Source organism: Pseudomonas sp. (genome assembly GCF_049645325.1).
Lineage (GTDB): Bacteria > Pseudomonadota > Gammaproteobacteria > Pseudomonadales > Pseudomonadaceae > Aquipseudomonas.
Window position 1 is genome coordinate 1 of record NZ_JBARTQ010000287.1, and the last position, 15,259, is coordinate 15,259.

General features: G+C 63.8%; 19 protein-coding genes. 1 reads left to right on the forward strand and 18 read right to left on the reverse strand.

Annotation, left to right across the window (positions count from 1 at the left end):
* Window positions 1-109: 109 nt before the first annotated feature.
* The 13 genes from WBB95_RS12845 to WBB95_RS12905 all read right to left on the reverse strand — a co-directional run bounded on the left by WBB95_RS12845 (window position 110) and on the right by WBB95_RS12905 (window position 9,104).
* The gene (locus tag WBB95_RS12845) at window positions 110-1,156 is read right to left on the reverse strand and encodes an EscU/YscU/HrcU family type III secretion system export apparatus switch protein (RefSeq protein ID WP_424487917.1); all 1,047 of its coding nucleotides are present in this window, start codon (window positions 1,154-1,156) and stop codon (window positions 110-112) included.
* Between the two features lie 3 nt (window positions 1,157-1,159).
* Entirely contained in the window at window positions 1,160-1,972 is an 813-nt protein-coding gene (sctT, locus tag WBB95_RS12850) for a type III secretion system export apparatus subunit SctT (RefSeq protein WP_424487918.1), read from the reverse strand.
* A 6-nt stretch (window positions 1,973-1,978) separates the two neighbouring features.
* Complete coding sequence (gene sctS / locus WBB95_RS12855; protein ID WP_003208314.1) at window positions 1,979-2,248, reverse strand: type III secretion system export apparatus subunit SctS; 270 nt, start codon at window positions 2,246-2,248, stop codon at window positions 1,979-1,981.
* A 10-nt stretch (window positions 2,249-2,258) separates the two neighbouring features.
* Entirely contained in the window at window positions 2,259-2,912 is a 654-nt protein-coding gene (gene sctR / locus WBB95_RS12860) for a type III secretion system export apparatus subunit SctR (protein ID WP_017137580.1), read from the reverse strand.
* The gene (gene sctQ / locus WBB95_RS12865; protein WP_424487919.1) at window positions 2,909-3,916 is read right to left on the reverse strand and encodes a type III secretion system cytoplasmic ring protein SctQ; all 1,008 of its coding nucleotides are present in this window, start codon (window positions 3,914-3,916) and stop codon (window positions 2,909-2,911) included. Before sctQ ends, sctR begins: the two co-directional genes overlap by 4 nt.
* Complete coding sequence (locus WBB95_RS12870) at window positions 3,913-4,359, reverse strand: hypothetical protein (RefSeq protein WP_424487920.1); 447 nt, start codon at window positions 4,357-4,359, stop codon at window positions 3,913-3,915. Before WBB95_RS12870 ends, sctQ begins: the two co-directional genes overlap by 4 nt.
* 190 nt (window positions 4,360-4,549) lie before the next feature.
* Entirely contained in the window at window positions 4,550-5,872 is a 1,323-nt protein-coding gene (locus WBB95_RS12875; protein WP_424487921.1) for a FliI/YscN family ATPase, read from the reverse strand.
* Window positions 5,869-6,453: a FliH/SctL family protein gene (locus WBB95_RS12880; protein ID WP_424487922.1), complete on the reverse strand. Its 585-nt coding sequence runs from the start codon at window positions 6,451-6,453 to the stop codon at window positions 5,869-5,871. The genes WBB95_RS12875 and WBB95_RS12880 overlap by 4 nt, the downstream gene beginning before the upstream one ends.
* Window positions 6,450-7,064, reverse strand: a complete 615-nt coding sequence (locus tag WBB95_RS12885; RefSeq protein ID WP_424487923.1) for a type III secretion protein — start codon at window positions 7,062-7,064, stop codon at window positions 6,450-6,452. The genes WBB95_RS12880 and WBB95_RS12885 overlap by 4 nt, the downstream gene beginning before the upstream one ends.
* Entirely contained in the window at window positions 7,061-7,843 is a 783-nt protein-coding gene (gene sctJ, locus WBB95_RS12890; protein ID WP_424487924.1) for a type III secretion system inner membrane ring lipoprotein SctJ, read from the reverse strand. The genes WBB95_RS12885 and sctJ overlap by 4 nt, the downstream gene beginning before the upstream one ends.
* 4 nt (window positions 7,844-7,847) lie before the next feature.
* The gene (locus WBB95_RS12895) at window positions 7,848-8,282 is read right to left on the reverse strand and encodes a hypothetical protein (RefSeq protein WP_424487925.1); all 435 of its coding nucleotides are present in this window, start codon (window positions 8,280-8,282) and stop codon (window positions 7,848-7,850) included.
* Between the two features lie 9 nt (window positions 8,283-8,291).
* Complete coding sequence (locus WBB95_RS12900; RefSeq protein ID WP_424487926.1) at window positions 8,292-8,525, reverse strand: hypothetical protein; 234 nt, start codon at window positions 8,523-8,525, stop codon at window positions 8,292-8,294.
* A gap of 12 nt (window positions 8,526-8,537) precedes the next feature.
* Complete coding sequence (locus WBB95_RS12905) at window positions 8,538-9,104, reverse strand: type III secretion protein (RefSeq protein ID WP_424487927.1); 567 nt, start codon at window positions 9,102-9,104, stop codon at window positions 8,538-8,540.
* A gap of 45 nt (window positions 9,105-9,149) precedes the next feature.
* On the opposite strand from WBB95_RS12905, the gene WBB95_RS12910 reads away from it, so the two are divergent.
* Entirely contained in the window at window positions 9,150-9,914 is a 765-nt protein-coding gene (locus WBB95_RS12910) for a tetratricopeptide repeat protein (protein ID WP_424487928.1), read from the forward strand.
* A 683-nt stretch (window positions 9,915-10,597) separates the two neighbouring features.
* Here WBB95_RS12910 and WBB95_RS12915 read toward each other — a convergent pair.
* Genes WBB95_RS12915 through WBB95_RS12935 form a run of 5 tightly spaced genes read right to left on the reverse strand, consistent with a single transcriptional unit; the run spans window position 10,598 to window position 15,096 of the window.
* Window positions 10,598-10,978, reverse strand: a complete 381-nt coding sequence (locus WBB95_RS12915) for a hypothetical protein (RefSeq protein ID WP_424487929.1) — start codon at window positions 10,976-10,978, stop codon at window positions 10,598-10,600.
* 14 nt (window positions 10,979-10,992) lie between these two features.
* The gene (locus WBB95_RS12920) at window positions 10,993-12,273 is read right to left on the reverse strand and encodes a type II and III secretion system protein family protein (RefSeq protein WP_424487930.1); all 1,281 of its coding nucleotides are present in this window, start codon (window positions 12,271-12,273) and stop codon (window positions 10,993-10,995) included.
* On the reverse strand, window positions 12,270-14,408 hold the full coding sequence (sctV, locus tag WBB95_RS12925) for a type III secretion system export apparatus subunit SctV (RefSeq protein WP_424487931.1): 2,139 nt from the start codon (window positions 14,406-14,408) through the stop codon (window positions 12,270-12,272). Before sctV ends, WBB95_RS12920 begins: the two co-directional genes overlap by 4 nt.
* On the reverse strand, window positions 14,405-14,740 hold the full coding sequence (locus tag WBB95_RS12930) for a tetratricopeptide repeat protein (RefSeq protein WP_424487932.1): 336 nt from the start codon (window positions 14,738-14,740) through the stop codon (window positions 14,405-14,407). Before WBB95_RS12930 ends, sctV begins: the two co-directional genes overlap by 4 nt.
* On the reverse strand, window positions 14,740-15,096 hold the full coding sequence (locus WBB95_RS12935) for a hypothetical protein (RefSeq protein ID WP_424487933.1): 357 nt from the start codon (window positions 15,094-15,096) through the stop codon (window positions 14,740-14,742). The genes WBB95_RS12930 and WBB95_RS12935 overlap by 1 nt, the downstream gene beginning before the upstream one ends.
* Between the last annotated feature and the right edge of the window lie 163 nt (window positions 15,097-15,259).

Here is a 15,259-nt window from a genome sequence, read left to right on the forward strand (position 1 = left end):
GGTTTCCAGTTAAAACTCGGTAGCAGGTTTGGGCGCAGCTTCGCACCCCAGCGCGGGGCAAGACCGCTCACCACAAGGGCAGGCTTGCCCGTGTTGAACTGAGTTTTTTTCAGATGAGGCGTGCGGCCACCAGCCAGTCGGCGACGGCCTGGAATGAGGCATCCGGCACGGGGTCGCCGGGGACGGCTTTCTTGGCGATGTCGCTGGCCAGTTTTTTGTCCGGCGCATGCGGAATCCCCAGGTCATACGCCTCCTGCAACATCAACAGCGCCTCCTCCGGCGAAGCCCGGCAGACAATCACCGGCACCGGGGTCTCGCCGCGCACGTAACGCACGCCGATCACCCAGCCATCGGTGGTGCCGATCATCATCGAGGCGCGGCCCAACCCCAACTTGGTGGCCAGGGCCTGCATTTCATTGCGCTGGCGCCGGCGTTCGCTCTTGATCAGCGGGTCGCCGTCGATGTCCTTGCGTTCGCGCTTGGTTTCACTGCGGGTCATTTTCATGTCGCGACCAAACAGCCAGCGCTGCATGATCACGTCCACCGCCCCCACCAGGATGAACGCGCACAGCACGGTGAACACCAACGGTTTGAGCACCAGGAAAAACGTCGACTCCATGCACTCGGCGCCACAGCGTGATGACTCCATCAGCGCCTGCAGCGCGTGCTTGCCAACCACGTAGAACGCGATCGCCAGCACGTGCACCTTGATCAGCCCCTTGATGAACTCCACCAGGTTACGCAAGGCGAAAATCTTCTTCATGCCCTCCGCCGGGTTGATGCGCTTGAACTCGGGCTTGATCGGGTCCACCGAGAACACGAAGCCACGCATGGTGATGATATTGGTCAGGATCACCACGCCGGTGGTCACTGCCATCACCGGCAGGGTGATGCCGATCACCAGTTGCTCGGCATGGTCCAGCACCCGCGGCCACACGGTGGCGAAGGGCTCGATATAGATTTGCGCCGTCAGGTCGATCAGCGCCGTGACCTGCGCCATCGCCCGCGGTGCGAGGATGGAAATGCACAAGGTGCAGAACAGGATGACCATGCCCGACACCAGGTCCTGGCTCTTGGCGACCTGACCTTTCTTGCGCGCGTCACTGAGCTTCTTGTCCGTGGCCGGCTGGGATTTCTCTTCGCTGGTATCGGCCATGGGCTACTCCATGCCTGCCAATGTCTTGAGCAGCTCGACGGTGCCGCGAAACTCCGCCAGTTGGTCGAGCATCAAGGGAATCAGGAAGCCGATGTAGATCACCATCAAGATGCTGAAAAACAGGTTCTTCACCGGCAACGACAGGTCGAACATATGCAGGTTCGGCGCCATGCGCGAGAGGTAGGCGAGCATCAAGTCCGTGATCAACAGCGAGATCAGCAACGGCGACACCATCAGCACGCCAACGCGCATGATCTGGTCGAGGATCGACAACACCGCCAGCAACGCCGAGCTTGCAAAGACGGGGGTAAACGAGGTCACCGGCCACAGCTGGTAGCTGTGGTAATAGCCATCGACCATCAGGATAAAGCCGCCGGACATGAAGAACAGCGTGATCAGCATCACCGTCAACAAGGTTGCCATCACGCTGGATTCCCCGGACGACAGCGGGTCCACCAATTGCGCCATGGTCGAGCCGCGCTGCAGGTCAATCAACTCGCCGGCCACTTCTGCGGCCCAGAACGGAATGCCGAACAGCAAGCCAATCAAGATGCCAATCAAGAACTCCTTGATCAGCAAGCCGGCGATAAACACGCTGCCGTGTTCGGGCATCGCGGTGAGTGCGTCGAAAACCGGAAAAAACATCGGGATTGAAATCGCGACTGCCACACACCCACGAATCATGCCGGTCAGGCCCAAGCGGTTGAACGCCGGGGTAATCACCACCACGCCCATGGCCCGGCAGGCGGCGAGCGAGGCGGAGCTGATCACCGGGTAGGCGACTTCCAGAAACTGCGCGGTAAGGCTGGCATCCATGGGCGGTCAGCGCGTCCACAGCGGGAAATTGTCCAGCACCTGGCTGCCCAGTTCCGCCACTTGCCCGGCGAGTACCGGGCCGAGAAACACGATGGTCAGCAGCACCGCCACCAGCTTCACCACCTGGGGCAGCGTCTGGTCCTGGATCTGCGTCAGCGCCTGGAACAGGCCCACGCTCAAGCCGACGATAATCGCCACCCCCAGCGCTGGCGCGGAGAGCATCAGCACGGTCATCAGTGCCTGTTTCATCAATGACAGGAAAACATCCTGGCCCATGGGTCGTGCCTCAGCCGTAACTCAGAATCAAACCGTGCATCAAGCGCGACCAGCCGCTTAACGACACGAATAAAAAGATCTTCAGCGGGATCGAAATCAAGTTCGGCGACACCATCGACATGCCCATCGCCATCAGCACATTGGACACCAGCAAATCCACGACCAGAAACGGGATGTAGAGCAGAAAACCGATCTCGAAAGCGCGCGTCAGCTCCGAGCTGACGAAGGCCGGGATCAGCACCACCAGGTCATCGTCGCGCAAGTCGGCACGGGCTTCCGGTGACCAGATGGTCTCGGTGGCCTGCACAAAAAAGCCGCGTTCGGATTCATTCGCAAAACGCTTCAAGTGCGCCTGCAACGGCGGGCGCAAGGCGTCGCCCAGGTCCTTGAGTTGCTCCACATGCTCAATGTTCAGGTCGCGCCCCTCCACCTGGCGGTACATGTCGCCAATCAACGGCGTGGTCACGTACACCGAGAGGATCAGCGCGATGCCGTACAGCACCAAGTTCGGCGGCGTCTGTTGCACCCCGAGGGCGTTGCGGATCAGGAACAGCACCACCGAAATCTTCATGAAACCGGTGAGCGTCACCACCGCCAACGGGATCAGCCCGATCGTCGCAACGACCAGGATGATCTCGATCAGGTTCGGCTGATAACCGGTCATGGGGTGGCAAAACTCAGCAGGCGCACACCCAGGCCGTCACCGATTTTCACCAGTTGGCCCTGGCCGACGCGACGGCCATTGACCATCAGGTCGACGCTGTCGATGCCGGGCGTGTTGAGCTGCAGCAAACTGCCGGCCCCCAACTCGCGCAGTTGCGCCAGGGTCAGTTCCAGGCTGCCGACCTGGCACACCAGTTTGAGCGGCAAGTCATCCAGGGCCGTAGCCGCATCAACGTCAGTCATCGTGTTCTCCATGTCCAAAAGGGGCGCTTTCAATTCTTCCTGCAACCGCAATGAGTCACCCTGGTGTTGGCAGCGGGCCTGCAAACGGCCCTCCAGGTCGAGCAACAAGCCTTGGCCCTGCTCCAGCATCAGCACATCGCCAGGGCGCAAGCTGCGCAATTCACCGAGGCTCAGCCATTGCTGCCCCGCCAGCACCGCGAGGGTCTGGCGCAGCGCAGGCAGCGGGTCGGGCTCGATCTGACCGTGGTGGGCCAGCAACTGCGCAACCATCACGGCGGCGCCTTCGCTGAGGTCCAATTGCGCGCTCATCGCGGGCTGGTTGCCAAAGCGCAGTTCCAGGGCCAGGTGTACGGCGAATGGCCGCTGGTCCAGGCCGTCGGTGGCTTCGAGCAATTGCACGGGGTGGCCGAGCAGCGGTTCCAGGGCCTCGATCACGTCGAGTACCGCCAGTTCCAGCAGCAGCGAACGCGGCAACGACGGCAGTTGTTGCACATCGAACTGCAACGCCAGCGGCACCGTCACCTGTTCCAGCGCAGCCGCCGACAGACGCAAGCGCACTGGCGCGCGGCCCAGCAACAGCAGTACATCCCGTGGCGCGCTGAGGGTTTGCGGCTGCGCGGCCCAGGTCACGCGCAGGTCTTGCCCGGCGCAACGGCCTTGCCAGTCACGACGGCGACGGTGCAGCTGGTTATGCAGCGCCAATAACGCCGGGTCGTAGTGGGTCAGCCACGGCGACAGTGGGTCGGCAAGGGCTGCGATCATGTGCCGACACCTTCGTCACGCAGCTCGACCACACGGCGTTCATCGCTTTCGCGCCCTTCCAGCAAGCTTTGCCAGGCGTCGGATTGGCGCTGGCGGCTCAGGCGTTCCTGGCGAAACAGGTCGCGCTCGCGCTCCTGGCTTTCCAGCGTGGTGGACACGTGGGTCACATCGTTTTCCAACTGTTGCTGGTCATCGGACAGCCCGCGCAGACGGTCCTGGGCGGCCTGCCAACTGGCGACCGACAAGCCCTCGGTCAGCGAGGCGTACACCTGGCGCGCTTCCTCGGCAACCGCTTCGCGGTGCCGGCGCAATTGCTCCTTGGCGTCGCTCAGCACGCCGTGGGTCTGCTCACAGCGTTGCTGCTGGGCAGCCAATTGGCTGGCGGCCCGTTGTTCGCGTAACACCCGCAGGGTTTGCAGGGTGCGCAGTTGGTCGGTTTTCATTGGTCAGTGTCCCTCTTCATGCCAAAACAAAAATCTGTGAAAAGCCGGCTTGCTGTCATGACCAGGTTCCTGTGTTGAGCAGGCCTTTGTGGTGAGCAGCTTTTGTGGTGAGCGGGCTTGCCCCCGCTCACCACAGAAGCCCGCTCACCAGAAAAAAATGCGCTTATTCGCAAACTCACCTGCGCCAGGCTCATGCCAGCACCTGGCGCATGCGGATCAGGGTCTGGTCGAGGCTGCTCGGCTCGCCGGCGTTCTGTCGCAGGAAGGCTTCGATCGCGGCGTGGCGGGTGATGGCTTCGTCGGCCAGCGGGTCGCTGCCGGCGGAGTATTCGCCCACGCGGATCAACATTTCGATCTCGCCGTAACGCGCCATCAGTTCGCGGATGCGCATGGCCAGGCGTTTGTGTTCCTCTCCGGCGACCTGCTCCATCAAGCGGCTGCGGCTGCGCAGTACGTCGACGGCGGGAAAGTAGTTGCGCTGGGCCAGTTCGGCGCTGAGGGCGATATGCCCATCAAGGATCGAGCGCGCCTCTTCGGCCACCGGGTCACTGGCGGCGTCGCCCTCGGTGAGCACCGTGTACAGCGCCGTGATGCTGCCCGTGGGGCCAGGGCCGGCGCGTTCCAGCAAGCGTGGCAAGGCCGAAAAGAACGACGGCGGATAACCGCGCCGGGTCGGCGGTTCACCCACGGCCAGGCCGATCTCGCGCTGGGCGCGGGCAAAGCGGGTCAGGCTGTCCATCAGCAGCAGCACATTACGGCCCTGATCGCGGTGATATTCGGCCAGGGCGGTGGCGACAAATGCTGCACGCACGCGCTCGGCAGCCGGGCGGTCCGAGGTCGCAACCACCGCCACGGTGCGCGCGCGGGCCTGGGCATCGAGTTGCACATCGAGCAACTCACGCACTTCCCTGCCCCGCTCGCCGATCAGGCCGATCACGATCACATCGGCTTCGCTGTTGCGGATGATGCTCGCGAGCAATGACGATTTACCCACGCCGGGCTCACCAAAGATGCCCATGCGCTGCCCTTGGGCCAGGGTCAGCAAACCGTCGATGGAGCGAATGCCCAGCGCCATCGAGCGCACAATCAGTTGTCGCGAAAACGGCGCGGGCGGTTCGGCGTGCAGCGGGTAACGCTGCAAGGCCAGCGTCGGCGCAACGCCGTCGCCATCCAGAAACTCGCCCATGGGGCTGATCACCCGCCCCAGTTGTGCATCGCCTACGGCCACGCGGAGCGTTTCGCCGGTGGCGGTGATTTGCGTACGGGTCGACAAGCCTTCCATGGAGCCGATGGGCGACAAGATCGCCTCGTCGCCATCAAAGCCGATCACTTCAGCACTGAGGCTGCGACCACTGCCAGGGTCGCGCAGTTGGCACAACTCACCAATACTCGCGCCGGCCACACTGGCCCGCAGCAGTACCCCGCGAATGCTCAACACGGTGCCGTGCATGGGCCGCAGGCGCGCCTGAGCCAACCGTCCGGTCAGGCGTGGCAGCAGCTGTTCCAGGTTCATGCCACACCTTCTTCAGCAAACGGCAACAAACTGCGACGCAGGGTTTGCAGCTGTGCTTCCAGGCCCAGTTCGACGGAACCGGCGGCGCTGTTGAGCCGTGCCTGACCAGCGCTCAACTGCTCATCGCCATCCACCGCAATGGCCAGCCCTTCGAGTGTGAGGCGCTGACGCAAGGCCTCCACTTCAGCCGGCGGCACCCACAGCGTCAGGGCCTGATCCTGGCGAAACGCGCTGAGGGCCTGACGCGTGCAGCGCACCACACGCTCAGCGTTATCCAGTTCACCGAGCACTTCACGCACAATGCCCAGGGCCAGGTCGGCGAGTGACGTTTCCAGGCCGCTCAAGTAGTGCTGCACCTGTGACTGGGTCTGCACCAGCAACTGCGCCACCTGCTCGGCGCCTTCTTGCCGCGCTCTTTCAAAACCCTCGGCGCGGGCAGCGTGCAGCCACTGATCACTGTCGGCCTTGACCTGCTCGGCCTGGTCTTTGGCGGCCTGCAAAAAAGCAAAGCCCTCGGTCCACAGCGCGGCGTCTTCGGCGCGCAAGATGCGTGCGCCGGGGCGGTTCGGTAATTCACTCATCGGCTTGTGTCCTCGGCCACCAGGCACGCGGCGGCGGCCTGAACAATCTCCAGGTCGCGGGGCAAGCGTGCGCTGTAGCCCTGGGGGAAAACGAAACGCAAGCGCAGCCAGCCCTGCAAATCGGCCTGCTGGGCATGCAGCCAGGCGGCAATACAGCCTTGGCCGTCGCGGTCGATGGCCTCGATCAGTTCGGCGGGGTCGCGCAGCAAATCCGCCGCGCCGCCCAACTGCCGTAGCGCCAGGGCCTGGCTGAACACTGGGGCGCCGAGGCCTTCGCGCAGTTCGTTGACCACCTCGCGGCGGATCTCGCGGCTCAAGGTCGAGGCATGCCAGATGGCGCCACACAACCGTGGAAGGCGCGCAAATTGCGCGTCCGACAGCAGCAGCACCGGCAAGTCAGCGGCCAAAGGCGAGACAAGCTGATCCAACGGCGCCAACTGGTAATGGCTGACCAGCAACTGTTCCAGGCGCGGGTGAAAACGCGGCTGGGCTTGCAGGGCGTGCAGCACCGCCTCCGGCAGGTCTTCGGCAAAACACGCGCCTAAGCTCGGCCCGCGTACAAACTGCAACGGCTCGGCGATCAGCCCCTGCCAGCGTTCAAACAAGCTCATTCACCCTCCTTGAGCACATACAACGCCTGGGACTGGCGCCGCGCCCACTGCTGGCGGGCCAACACCCCGAGGGCACCGAGGGCGATCAGCAGCAAACCACCAAACATGAAGCGCGCCTGGGGCAGGTTGTCTTCCAGCATCCACAGCCCCATGAAACGCGCCAGGCGCGGCTGCGCGGGGTTCTGGCTGATGGCTACGGCCGCCTTGATCGCCGTGACCGAGACGCCGTCATAGCTCAAGCCGGAAATGCCGTTGGCGACCAGGGTCTTGATCTGCGGAATCAGCGTATTGATGTCGGTGCCCGGGTCGTAGCGCACCAGCACCGAGGCGGATGACGGCGAAATCACGCGTTTGAGCAAGTCGTTGTCCGGCAACACCACGTGCACACGGGCGGCGACAATGCCGTCGATCTGCGACACCGAGTGCGACAGTTCTTCGCTGAGCGCGTAGATCATCTGCGCCCGCTCCTGCACCGGCGACGACACCAGGCCATTGCCCTTGAACACCTGGCCCATGTTGGAAAAGCTCTGCTGCGGCAGGCCCGCGTTGTCGAGCAAGGTCATGGCTTCGGCGAAACGCTCTTCGTCGACCACCACCTTGAGCTGGCCGTTGTCCTGGGTCTTGCGCTCCGCCGGGATGCCACCGCGCAGCAGCACCGCGACCATGGCGTTGGCGTCGCGCTCGCTGAGGTTGGTATAGAGGTCGGTGTTGCAGGCCTGCAACAGGCTGGCGAGCAGGCCGATCAGCAACAGGCGCAGGGCGCGGTTTGGGCTTGGCATGGCGTTATTGACCCTTGAGGAGCGTGTTGGCGGAACCGGAAATCTGCGTCGCGCCGCGCACCACCATCTGGGTTTCGATGGAGTAGTCGAACATCTTGCCCAGGGAATGGACGATCTGATCGACCTGCTGCTCGCCGACTTTTTTCCCCGGTTCGCCCTGAGGCGATGCACTCGCCGAGCGGATTTCCGCCGAGGCCGGTGGCGGCGCCGAGGGGTTATTGGTGAGTAAATCGGCACGCTCGGAAAACGCCCGAGAACGGTCGATGAAGCTGTTCATGCGCTCCATCAGGCCCGAGCCGATCTGGTGCGGGCTCGCGCCTTCGGGCATGCCCTTGGCGGTATTGGCCATGTGCTCGAACAGGTTCTGCGAGGCCCCGGCGGGCCCCGCGCCAGCGGACGGCGGCAAGGCCGAAGCGCCGGTGGCGAGACTGATAGTCATAGGGGCTCCCTACTCTTCGTCGTCATCGGACATGGCGTCGTTCAGCAGTTCCTGCATCTTCGGCATGATGATGAACTGCCCGCCGATGGTGACGGCCTGGGTGATCAGCGCATCGTTGAATTCGGCGTCGCTGGTCTCCGTCGGTTTGTCGGCGGCCTTGGCGTTATCCACCGCCGCATTGAACTTGGCTTCAGGGCTGGCGCCACCAGGGGCGAGGTTGCTGTCTACGGCCGTTACGGACATGGTGCTGCTCCTTTACTGGTTGGGGGTTTCGGTACTGACTTGCGCGCCGCGGAACACCCGCACACCGTGCTCGCGCGCCACCGGGGCGGCCACGCTCGTGGGTTGCAGGTGATCCACATGCTGTTGCACCAGCGCCAGGTAAGGCGGCGGGCCGGAGACGAATACTTCATCGCCCTCAGGCCCGTTACGCATCGACAACTGCTGGCCGAACACGTCGAGGGTGTTCAGGTAGGCCTGCAACTGGTCGAGGTTCAGGGCACTGGCCTTGAATAACTTGGTGCTGATTTCGTCATTGGTATTGAGGTACAGGAGGTTGCCGTCGAAGTACCAGGTCAGGCCGTTGGTGCTGCACAGCGTCTGCAGGAACTCACCGGCGGTGGCCGCGCGAATCGTGCTGCGGGCTTTGCCGCGCACCTTGTCCGAGAGCACCAGCGGCACGTCGAGGTTGTGGCCGAATTCTTCCAGTGCGCTGCGTACATCCTGGTCGACCAACACGTAGGCGTAAGGCTGGGAGAACCACGCAGGCTCTTCGGCGGCGCTGGCGAAACCGGCGCTGAACAGGCATAGGACAGCCGCCAAAAATATGCTTACATGGCCTCCGCCTTCGCCCAACGAGTTGTGACGATGTCCAAGAACTTCCTGCTCGCCAGTACGCTGTTTCTGGCTGCCTGCTCCAGCAAACCTGCGACCGATTCCGACAAGTCCCTGCAACTGGCCAACGACCTGAGCAAACGCGGCGACTACGCCAGCGCAGCTGCGTTGTACGAGCGCGCCACCCAACAACCGGGCGCCAACCTTGAGCTGTGGCTCAAGCTCGGCCAGGCCAAGCTCGACGCCAAGGACGCGCTGGGCGCCGAACGCGCCTTCCAGCAAGCCCTGGGGTTTGATGCCCGCAACGCCGACGCCCTGCTCGGCCTCGGTACTGCGCAGCTGCAATTGGGCAAGACCCAACGCGCTGTGACGGCCCTGGGCCAGGCAGCCGAGATCAACCCCGCGCCAATCGCCTACACCCGCCTGGGTGTCGCGCACATCCTCAATGGCCAGGCCAGTGCTGCCCAAGCGGCTTTCGCCAAGAGCCTGAGCCTCAAGCCCGACGACCTCGACAACCGCTGCAACCTCGCCCTGGCCTACGCCCTCGGCGGGCAATCGCAACAAGCCCTCGACACCATCGCCCCCGTCACCCAATCGCCCCGCGCCCTGCCACGGCATCAGCGCAATGAACTGCTGGTGATGGTATTGGCCGGCTACGAACAACGCGTCGCCAGCTTGCCGCTGGACGACATCCCCGCCGCCGAGCGCGAGCGTTTGGTGGTGGAAGCAAAGCGCATCAAAGCGATCAGCGACCCGCTGGCGCAGGCGAAGGAACTGGGGTTGGTCGACCCGCGTTGATGCGGCGCGAGGGGGCTTTGGATCCAGCTCTTGATCTGCTGTTGCTGTTGATCTCAGGCGCCCCGTTAAACCACGCTGGCCGAACGCAGGCTTGAATCCGTGGGCAACCCGGCAGGACGCCGGGTTAGCCGCGCGGGGCCAAGGATGGCCCATCGCGGCGGCCCACGGATTCAAGCCTGCGTGAGCGCACACCGAGCCCAGGCGAGGTGCCGAGTGGTGGGGCAAAGACCTTTTGGTTACTTTTGGCTGGGCCGGCTTCCGGTCTTTCCAAAAGTGACCCGCTGTAAGAGCAGAACCATATTCAGCCGCGACCGCAGCAACGGATATGCACTCCGACCAAAAACCCCCAGCGCCCGACAAATAGCTTTCGCGAGCAAGCCCGCTCCCACAGTTGGATTGCGGGGTGTCAGTTGGGTTGGTGGCGGCTTGGGGGGCGTCATCGCAGGCAAGCCAGCTCCCACAGTTGGGTTGCGGGGTGTCAGTTGGTATTGGGGCGGCTTGGGCGGCGTCATCGCAGGCAAGCCAGCTCCCACACTTGGATTGCGGGGTGTCAGTTAGGTCTTGATCGTTCCCACCCTCTGCGTGGGAATGCAGCCCGGGACGCGCTGCGTCCCAAAGCGTGACGCAGAGCGTCACAGGAGGCATTCCCACGCGGAGCGTGGGAACGATCAGTGTCGGGTTGCTCATTGCCCACCCCCCGCCGCATCAGCCTTAGCCTCTTGCTGATCCTTGCGCCGCTGCAACTGCTCCCGGTCAAACCCCTCGATATACACCTGCGCCGCCCGGCCCACAGGCGCGGCCATCGCCGGCCCGGTGGCGCGGCCCTGGGTCAGGTCCTGCTTACGCTCCACCATCTGCATCAAATTCAAATTGTTCGCACAGCCCAACGCCAACGTCGGCTTGAAATCTTCATCCAAGCCAATCGTGTCGGTAGCTGGCGGCTGCTGACACTGGGTCGGCAAACCATCGGCGCGGTACTCAGGCGAGTAATACACCGGCGCCAAGTGGGTCTGGCAGCCCATCAGTGCCAGGGGGAGCAGCATCAACACACGCAAAACAGTCATCACAGGCCCCCTCATCAATTCATGTAGAAACCGAACGCCCCGCCGCTGCGCGGTCCGGTGGCCGCTGCGGTAGCCGGTTGTGCGTCCAGCGGCGTGGCGAGGGTGCGACCGCGCACCGGCTCCACGAGATAAGGCGTGATCAAAATCACCAATTCGGTTTCATTGCGCTGGAAGCGCTTGGAGCGAAACAGATTGCCCAGAATCGGCAAGTCGCCAAGCAACGGCAGCTTTTCGATGTCCTGGCTGCTTTCACGCTGGAACAGCCCGGCAATGGCGAAGGTCTGCCCGCTGCCGACTTCCACGCGCGTGTCTGCCCGGCGCACGCTGAAGGACGGCACATGAAAGTTGCCGAAATCCACCGTGCCGCCGCTGACCACGCTGCTGACTTCCGGACGCACTTGCAGGGCGATGCGGCCGTTGGGCAGCAGGGTCGGGTTGAACAACAGCGACACGCCAAACGACTTGTATTCGATGCCCACAAGGTCACGGTTAACCGGCACCGGAATCGCCACTTCGCCACCGGCGAGGAAGCTGGCGGTCTGGCCGGTCATGGCGGTGATGTTCGGCTCGGCGAGAATCTGCAGTACGCCGTTGGCCTGGAGCGCGTCGAGCATGCCGTCGATATTCACATTGCCCGAGCCGGTGCCCGCCGTCGCCAGCCCACCTGCCGTTGCAGCTGCCAGACCGCCGCCGGTAATCAGGCCGAACGAGAAGGTGCCGTTATTGAACATCGCGTTCCAGTTCACGCCGTAATGCAACAGCTCCGAGCGCGACACTTCGGCGAAACGCACACGCAGGTTCACCTGGGCTGCGCCGGCGTATTCGGTGGTGTTGATCGCGCTTTGAAAGCCTTGGCCCTGAGGGTTTAGCAGCGCGTTAAGGTCGGTTGCTTCGGCCACCGAACCGACGGTGCCCTTGGCAATCAGGCGGTTGCCGGCCCCGCTGATCTGCGCCCCCGTGCCCGGGTGCAGTTCCTGCATCGGTGCCGTCACCGCCTGGGTGCCGCTGCTGACAGACAAGGTCAGGCTCGCCAGTTGCTTACCGTTTTCACCCAGGGCAATCAGGCTGGTATTGCCCGGCGCCTTGCCGAAGATATAGAGCGTGCCCGGCGACACCACTTGCAGGTCGGCCACGTTCGGCTCGGCGACCAGCACCGACTCCACCGGCGCGACAAAATGCAGGATGCGCCCTTCGCCGGACGCCAGATTGATCGAGCCACCGGCACCGGCGGCAATCTCCTGAGCCTGGCTCACACACGAAAACACAGTCAGCAACAGCACACAAAAACGCATCATGAGGCAGACGCCAGGGGAGTGACGGAAGCCGCGGCAGGCGCGCGGCGGTTAGAGATATCGGTGAGGCTGATGGTCACCAGCGCTTGCAGGTTGTATTCGGTGGCCAGCTCGCGGAACGACAACACCGCCAGCTCCAGTTCACCTCGCAGCACCAAGCGACGCAGACTGCGGCGCAGTTCCGGGTGCACCAGCAAGACCGCGCTGTTGGCCTCGCGGGTGTGCTCGCAGGCTTGGCGCAGTTGAGCCAGCAAGGCACGGCTGACGTCTTCGGGGATCAACTCACGCTGGGGCTCCTGGCGACGCAGCGAGGCGCGCAATTGGTCTTCCAGGCCCGGTGCCAGGACCAGCGCACCAATCACCCGGTTGCGGTCGGCGTATTGATGGCTGATCTGGCGCGCCAGGGCCGCACGCAGGTGTTCGGCCAACCGCCCGGCGTCGGTTTCACGGGCGCCCCACTCCACCATGGCTTCGAGCAACGCCCGTTGATTGCGGATCGACACGCCCTCGCCGACCAGCAGGCGCAGGGTTTCGGCCACCCGCTGCAGAGGCACCAGGCGCAGCGCTTCCTTGACCAGTTCGCCATAGGTGGCTTCGGTGCGTTCCAGCAGCAGGCGGGTTTCCTGGATGCCCAGGAAGTCGGCGGCATAACGCCGCAGGCTGCGTTCCAGCACGCCGCGCAGCACCTCGTCGGGCAACAGGAAACCGATACCGGCGTTGCGCAAGGTCTCTTCGTGCTGGCGCTCGATCCAGTGGGCACTGCGACCATTGAGCGGTGAGTCGGCCTGTACGCTGGCGATGTCGAGCAACTGCACGTGCACCGGGTCGTCCTGCAACAGCAGGCAGTTGACCGGGAATTCGCCCTCGCTCACCGGCACGCCTTCCAGGGACACACGAAAGCCGCCCGGCGGGGCCTTGGCTTCCATGTAGATGCCCGGCACCGGCACGTCGACGCCGAGCTCTGTGCGGATGTCATGACACAGGGCTTCGATCCGCTGGCGCAACAGTTGGCGCGGCGCACTCTGCGACAGGCCACTGCCGATGGTCAGCAATACGCGGGTATCGGGCAGCAGGTTGTCATCCAGTTCAGCCTGAACTTCGACCACCGGCTCCGGCAACTCGGCCAGCACTTCGAGCTCGCCTTGGGGCTGGCGGGTATGCCGGCGGTACATCACCAACGCGGCGCCACCAAAGGCCAGCGCCAACCCCAGGAACACCCAGGTCGGGAAGCCCGGCAACAGGCTCACGCCAATCATGATCAAGGCGGTCAAGCCCAGGGCCCGGTAGCTGGCGCCCAATTGCTTGATGATCTCGCTGCCCAGGTCACCGGCTTCACCGTCACTGTTGACCCGGGTGACCACGGTGCCCGCCGCGACGGAAATCAGCAGCGCCGGGATCTGTGCGATCAAGCCGTCGCCCACCGTCAGCAACGAGTAGGTGTGCACCGCCACGCCGAACGGCATGTCGCGTTCGATCATGCCGATCATCATGCCGCCCAGCAGGTTGACCGCGAGGATCACCAGGCCGGCGATGGCATCGCCCTTGACGAATTTCATCGCGCCGTCCATCGCGCCGAACATCTGGCTTTCACGCTCCAGACGCGAGCGGCGGCGACGGGCTTCGGCCTGGTCGATATCGCCATTGCGCAGGTCGTTGTCGATGCTCATCTGTTTTCCGGGCATGGCATCCAGGGTGAAACGCGCCGCCACTTCCGCCACCCGCTCGGCGCCTTTGGTGATCACCACAAATTGCGCCACGGTGATGATCAGAAACACCACCATGCCCACCACCACTTGGCCGGCGATCACGAAGTCACCGAAGGCCTTGACGATATGGCCGGCGTCGCCGTGCAGCAGGATCAGACGCGTGGTGGTGATCGACAGGGACAAACGAAACAGCGTGCTGAGCAGGATCAGCGGCGGCAGCGCCGAGAACTCCACGGAATGGCCGATGTAGAACGCGACGATCAGGATCAGGATGCTCAGGGCGATGTTGAGGCCGATCAGCGCGTCCACCAGGTAGGTGGGCAGCGGGATGATCATCATCACAATGGCCATCAGCATGAACGCGACAATGATCACGTCGGTGCGCTTGGCGGCCATGCGCGCCAGGTTGTTCAGACGGTTGAGTGCACTCATGCGCTGGCCCTGCGTGCGGCCAAATAGCGTTTGAAGCACTGGCGTGCTTCGTCCTTGCGCTCGCCGTACCACAGCGCCCGGGCACGCAGCAGCAACAGGCTGGCGGACTCGCCTTCCAGCGCCACCAACCGGTCGAGGGCACCGAGGGCGCGGGTCGCGTCGCCACTGTCGGTGAACGCCAGCACCAGCGAGCGCAACAACACGCCGTCGCGGGGGGCGACGCTGACCGCGATCAGCAACATCACCAGGGCGCGCTGGGACTGGCCATTGCGCCGGTACAGCTCGCCGATGCCCTTGAGCAGTTGCACGGCGTCGTTGTTATCGCGGGCCATCAGGCGTGTACCTCCGAGCGTTGCTGTTCGAGGTTGCGGCGCATCTCGATCTCTTCGCTGATCAGGTCGTGGGCCAGTTCTTTGATTTCAGGCTCCGCGTCGAGGGTCGGCAGGATGTGTTCCATCACGTGTTCGAGCAGTTCCAGGGAGCGGGCGCTGCCGAACAGCAACGAGTCGACGCCGGCGGCGCTGGTGAGTTCTTCGAGGTCACTGCGCAGGGAGCGACGGGTTTGGGTCTTGCGGGTTTTGAGCACCGCTTCGAAGGCGGTGGCCTGGCGTGAATTGACCGGGCGCACGGCTTCGACGGGGGCGCTGCGCACGTCGCTGGGGATGAGGGGGCGGGGTTCGACTTTCATGCTGGGGCTCGCAGGGTGCAGATGCTTTTGCGCGGAAACGCTTTTGGATTGGGGGCATATCCGTTGCTGCGGTTGAGGCGGATATGGGTTCCGCTCTTACAGCGGGTCACTTTTGGAAAAGAGCCCCAAAAGTAACCAAAAGGGCTCTTGCCCCTCCACTCGG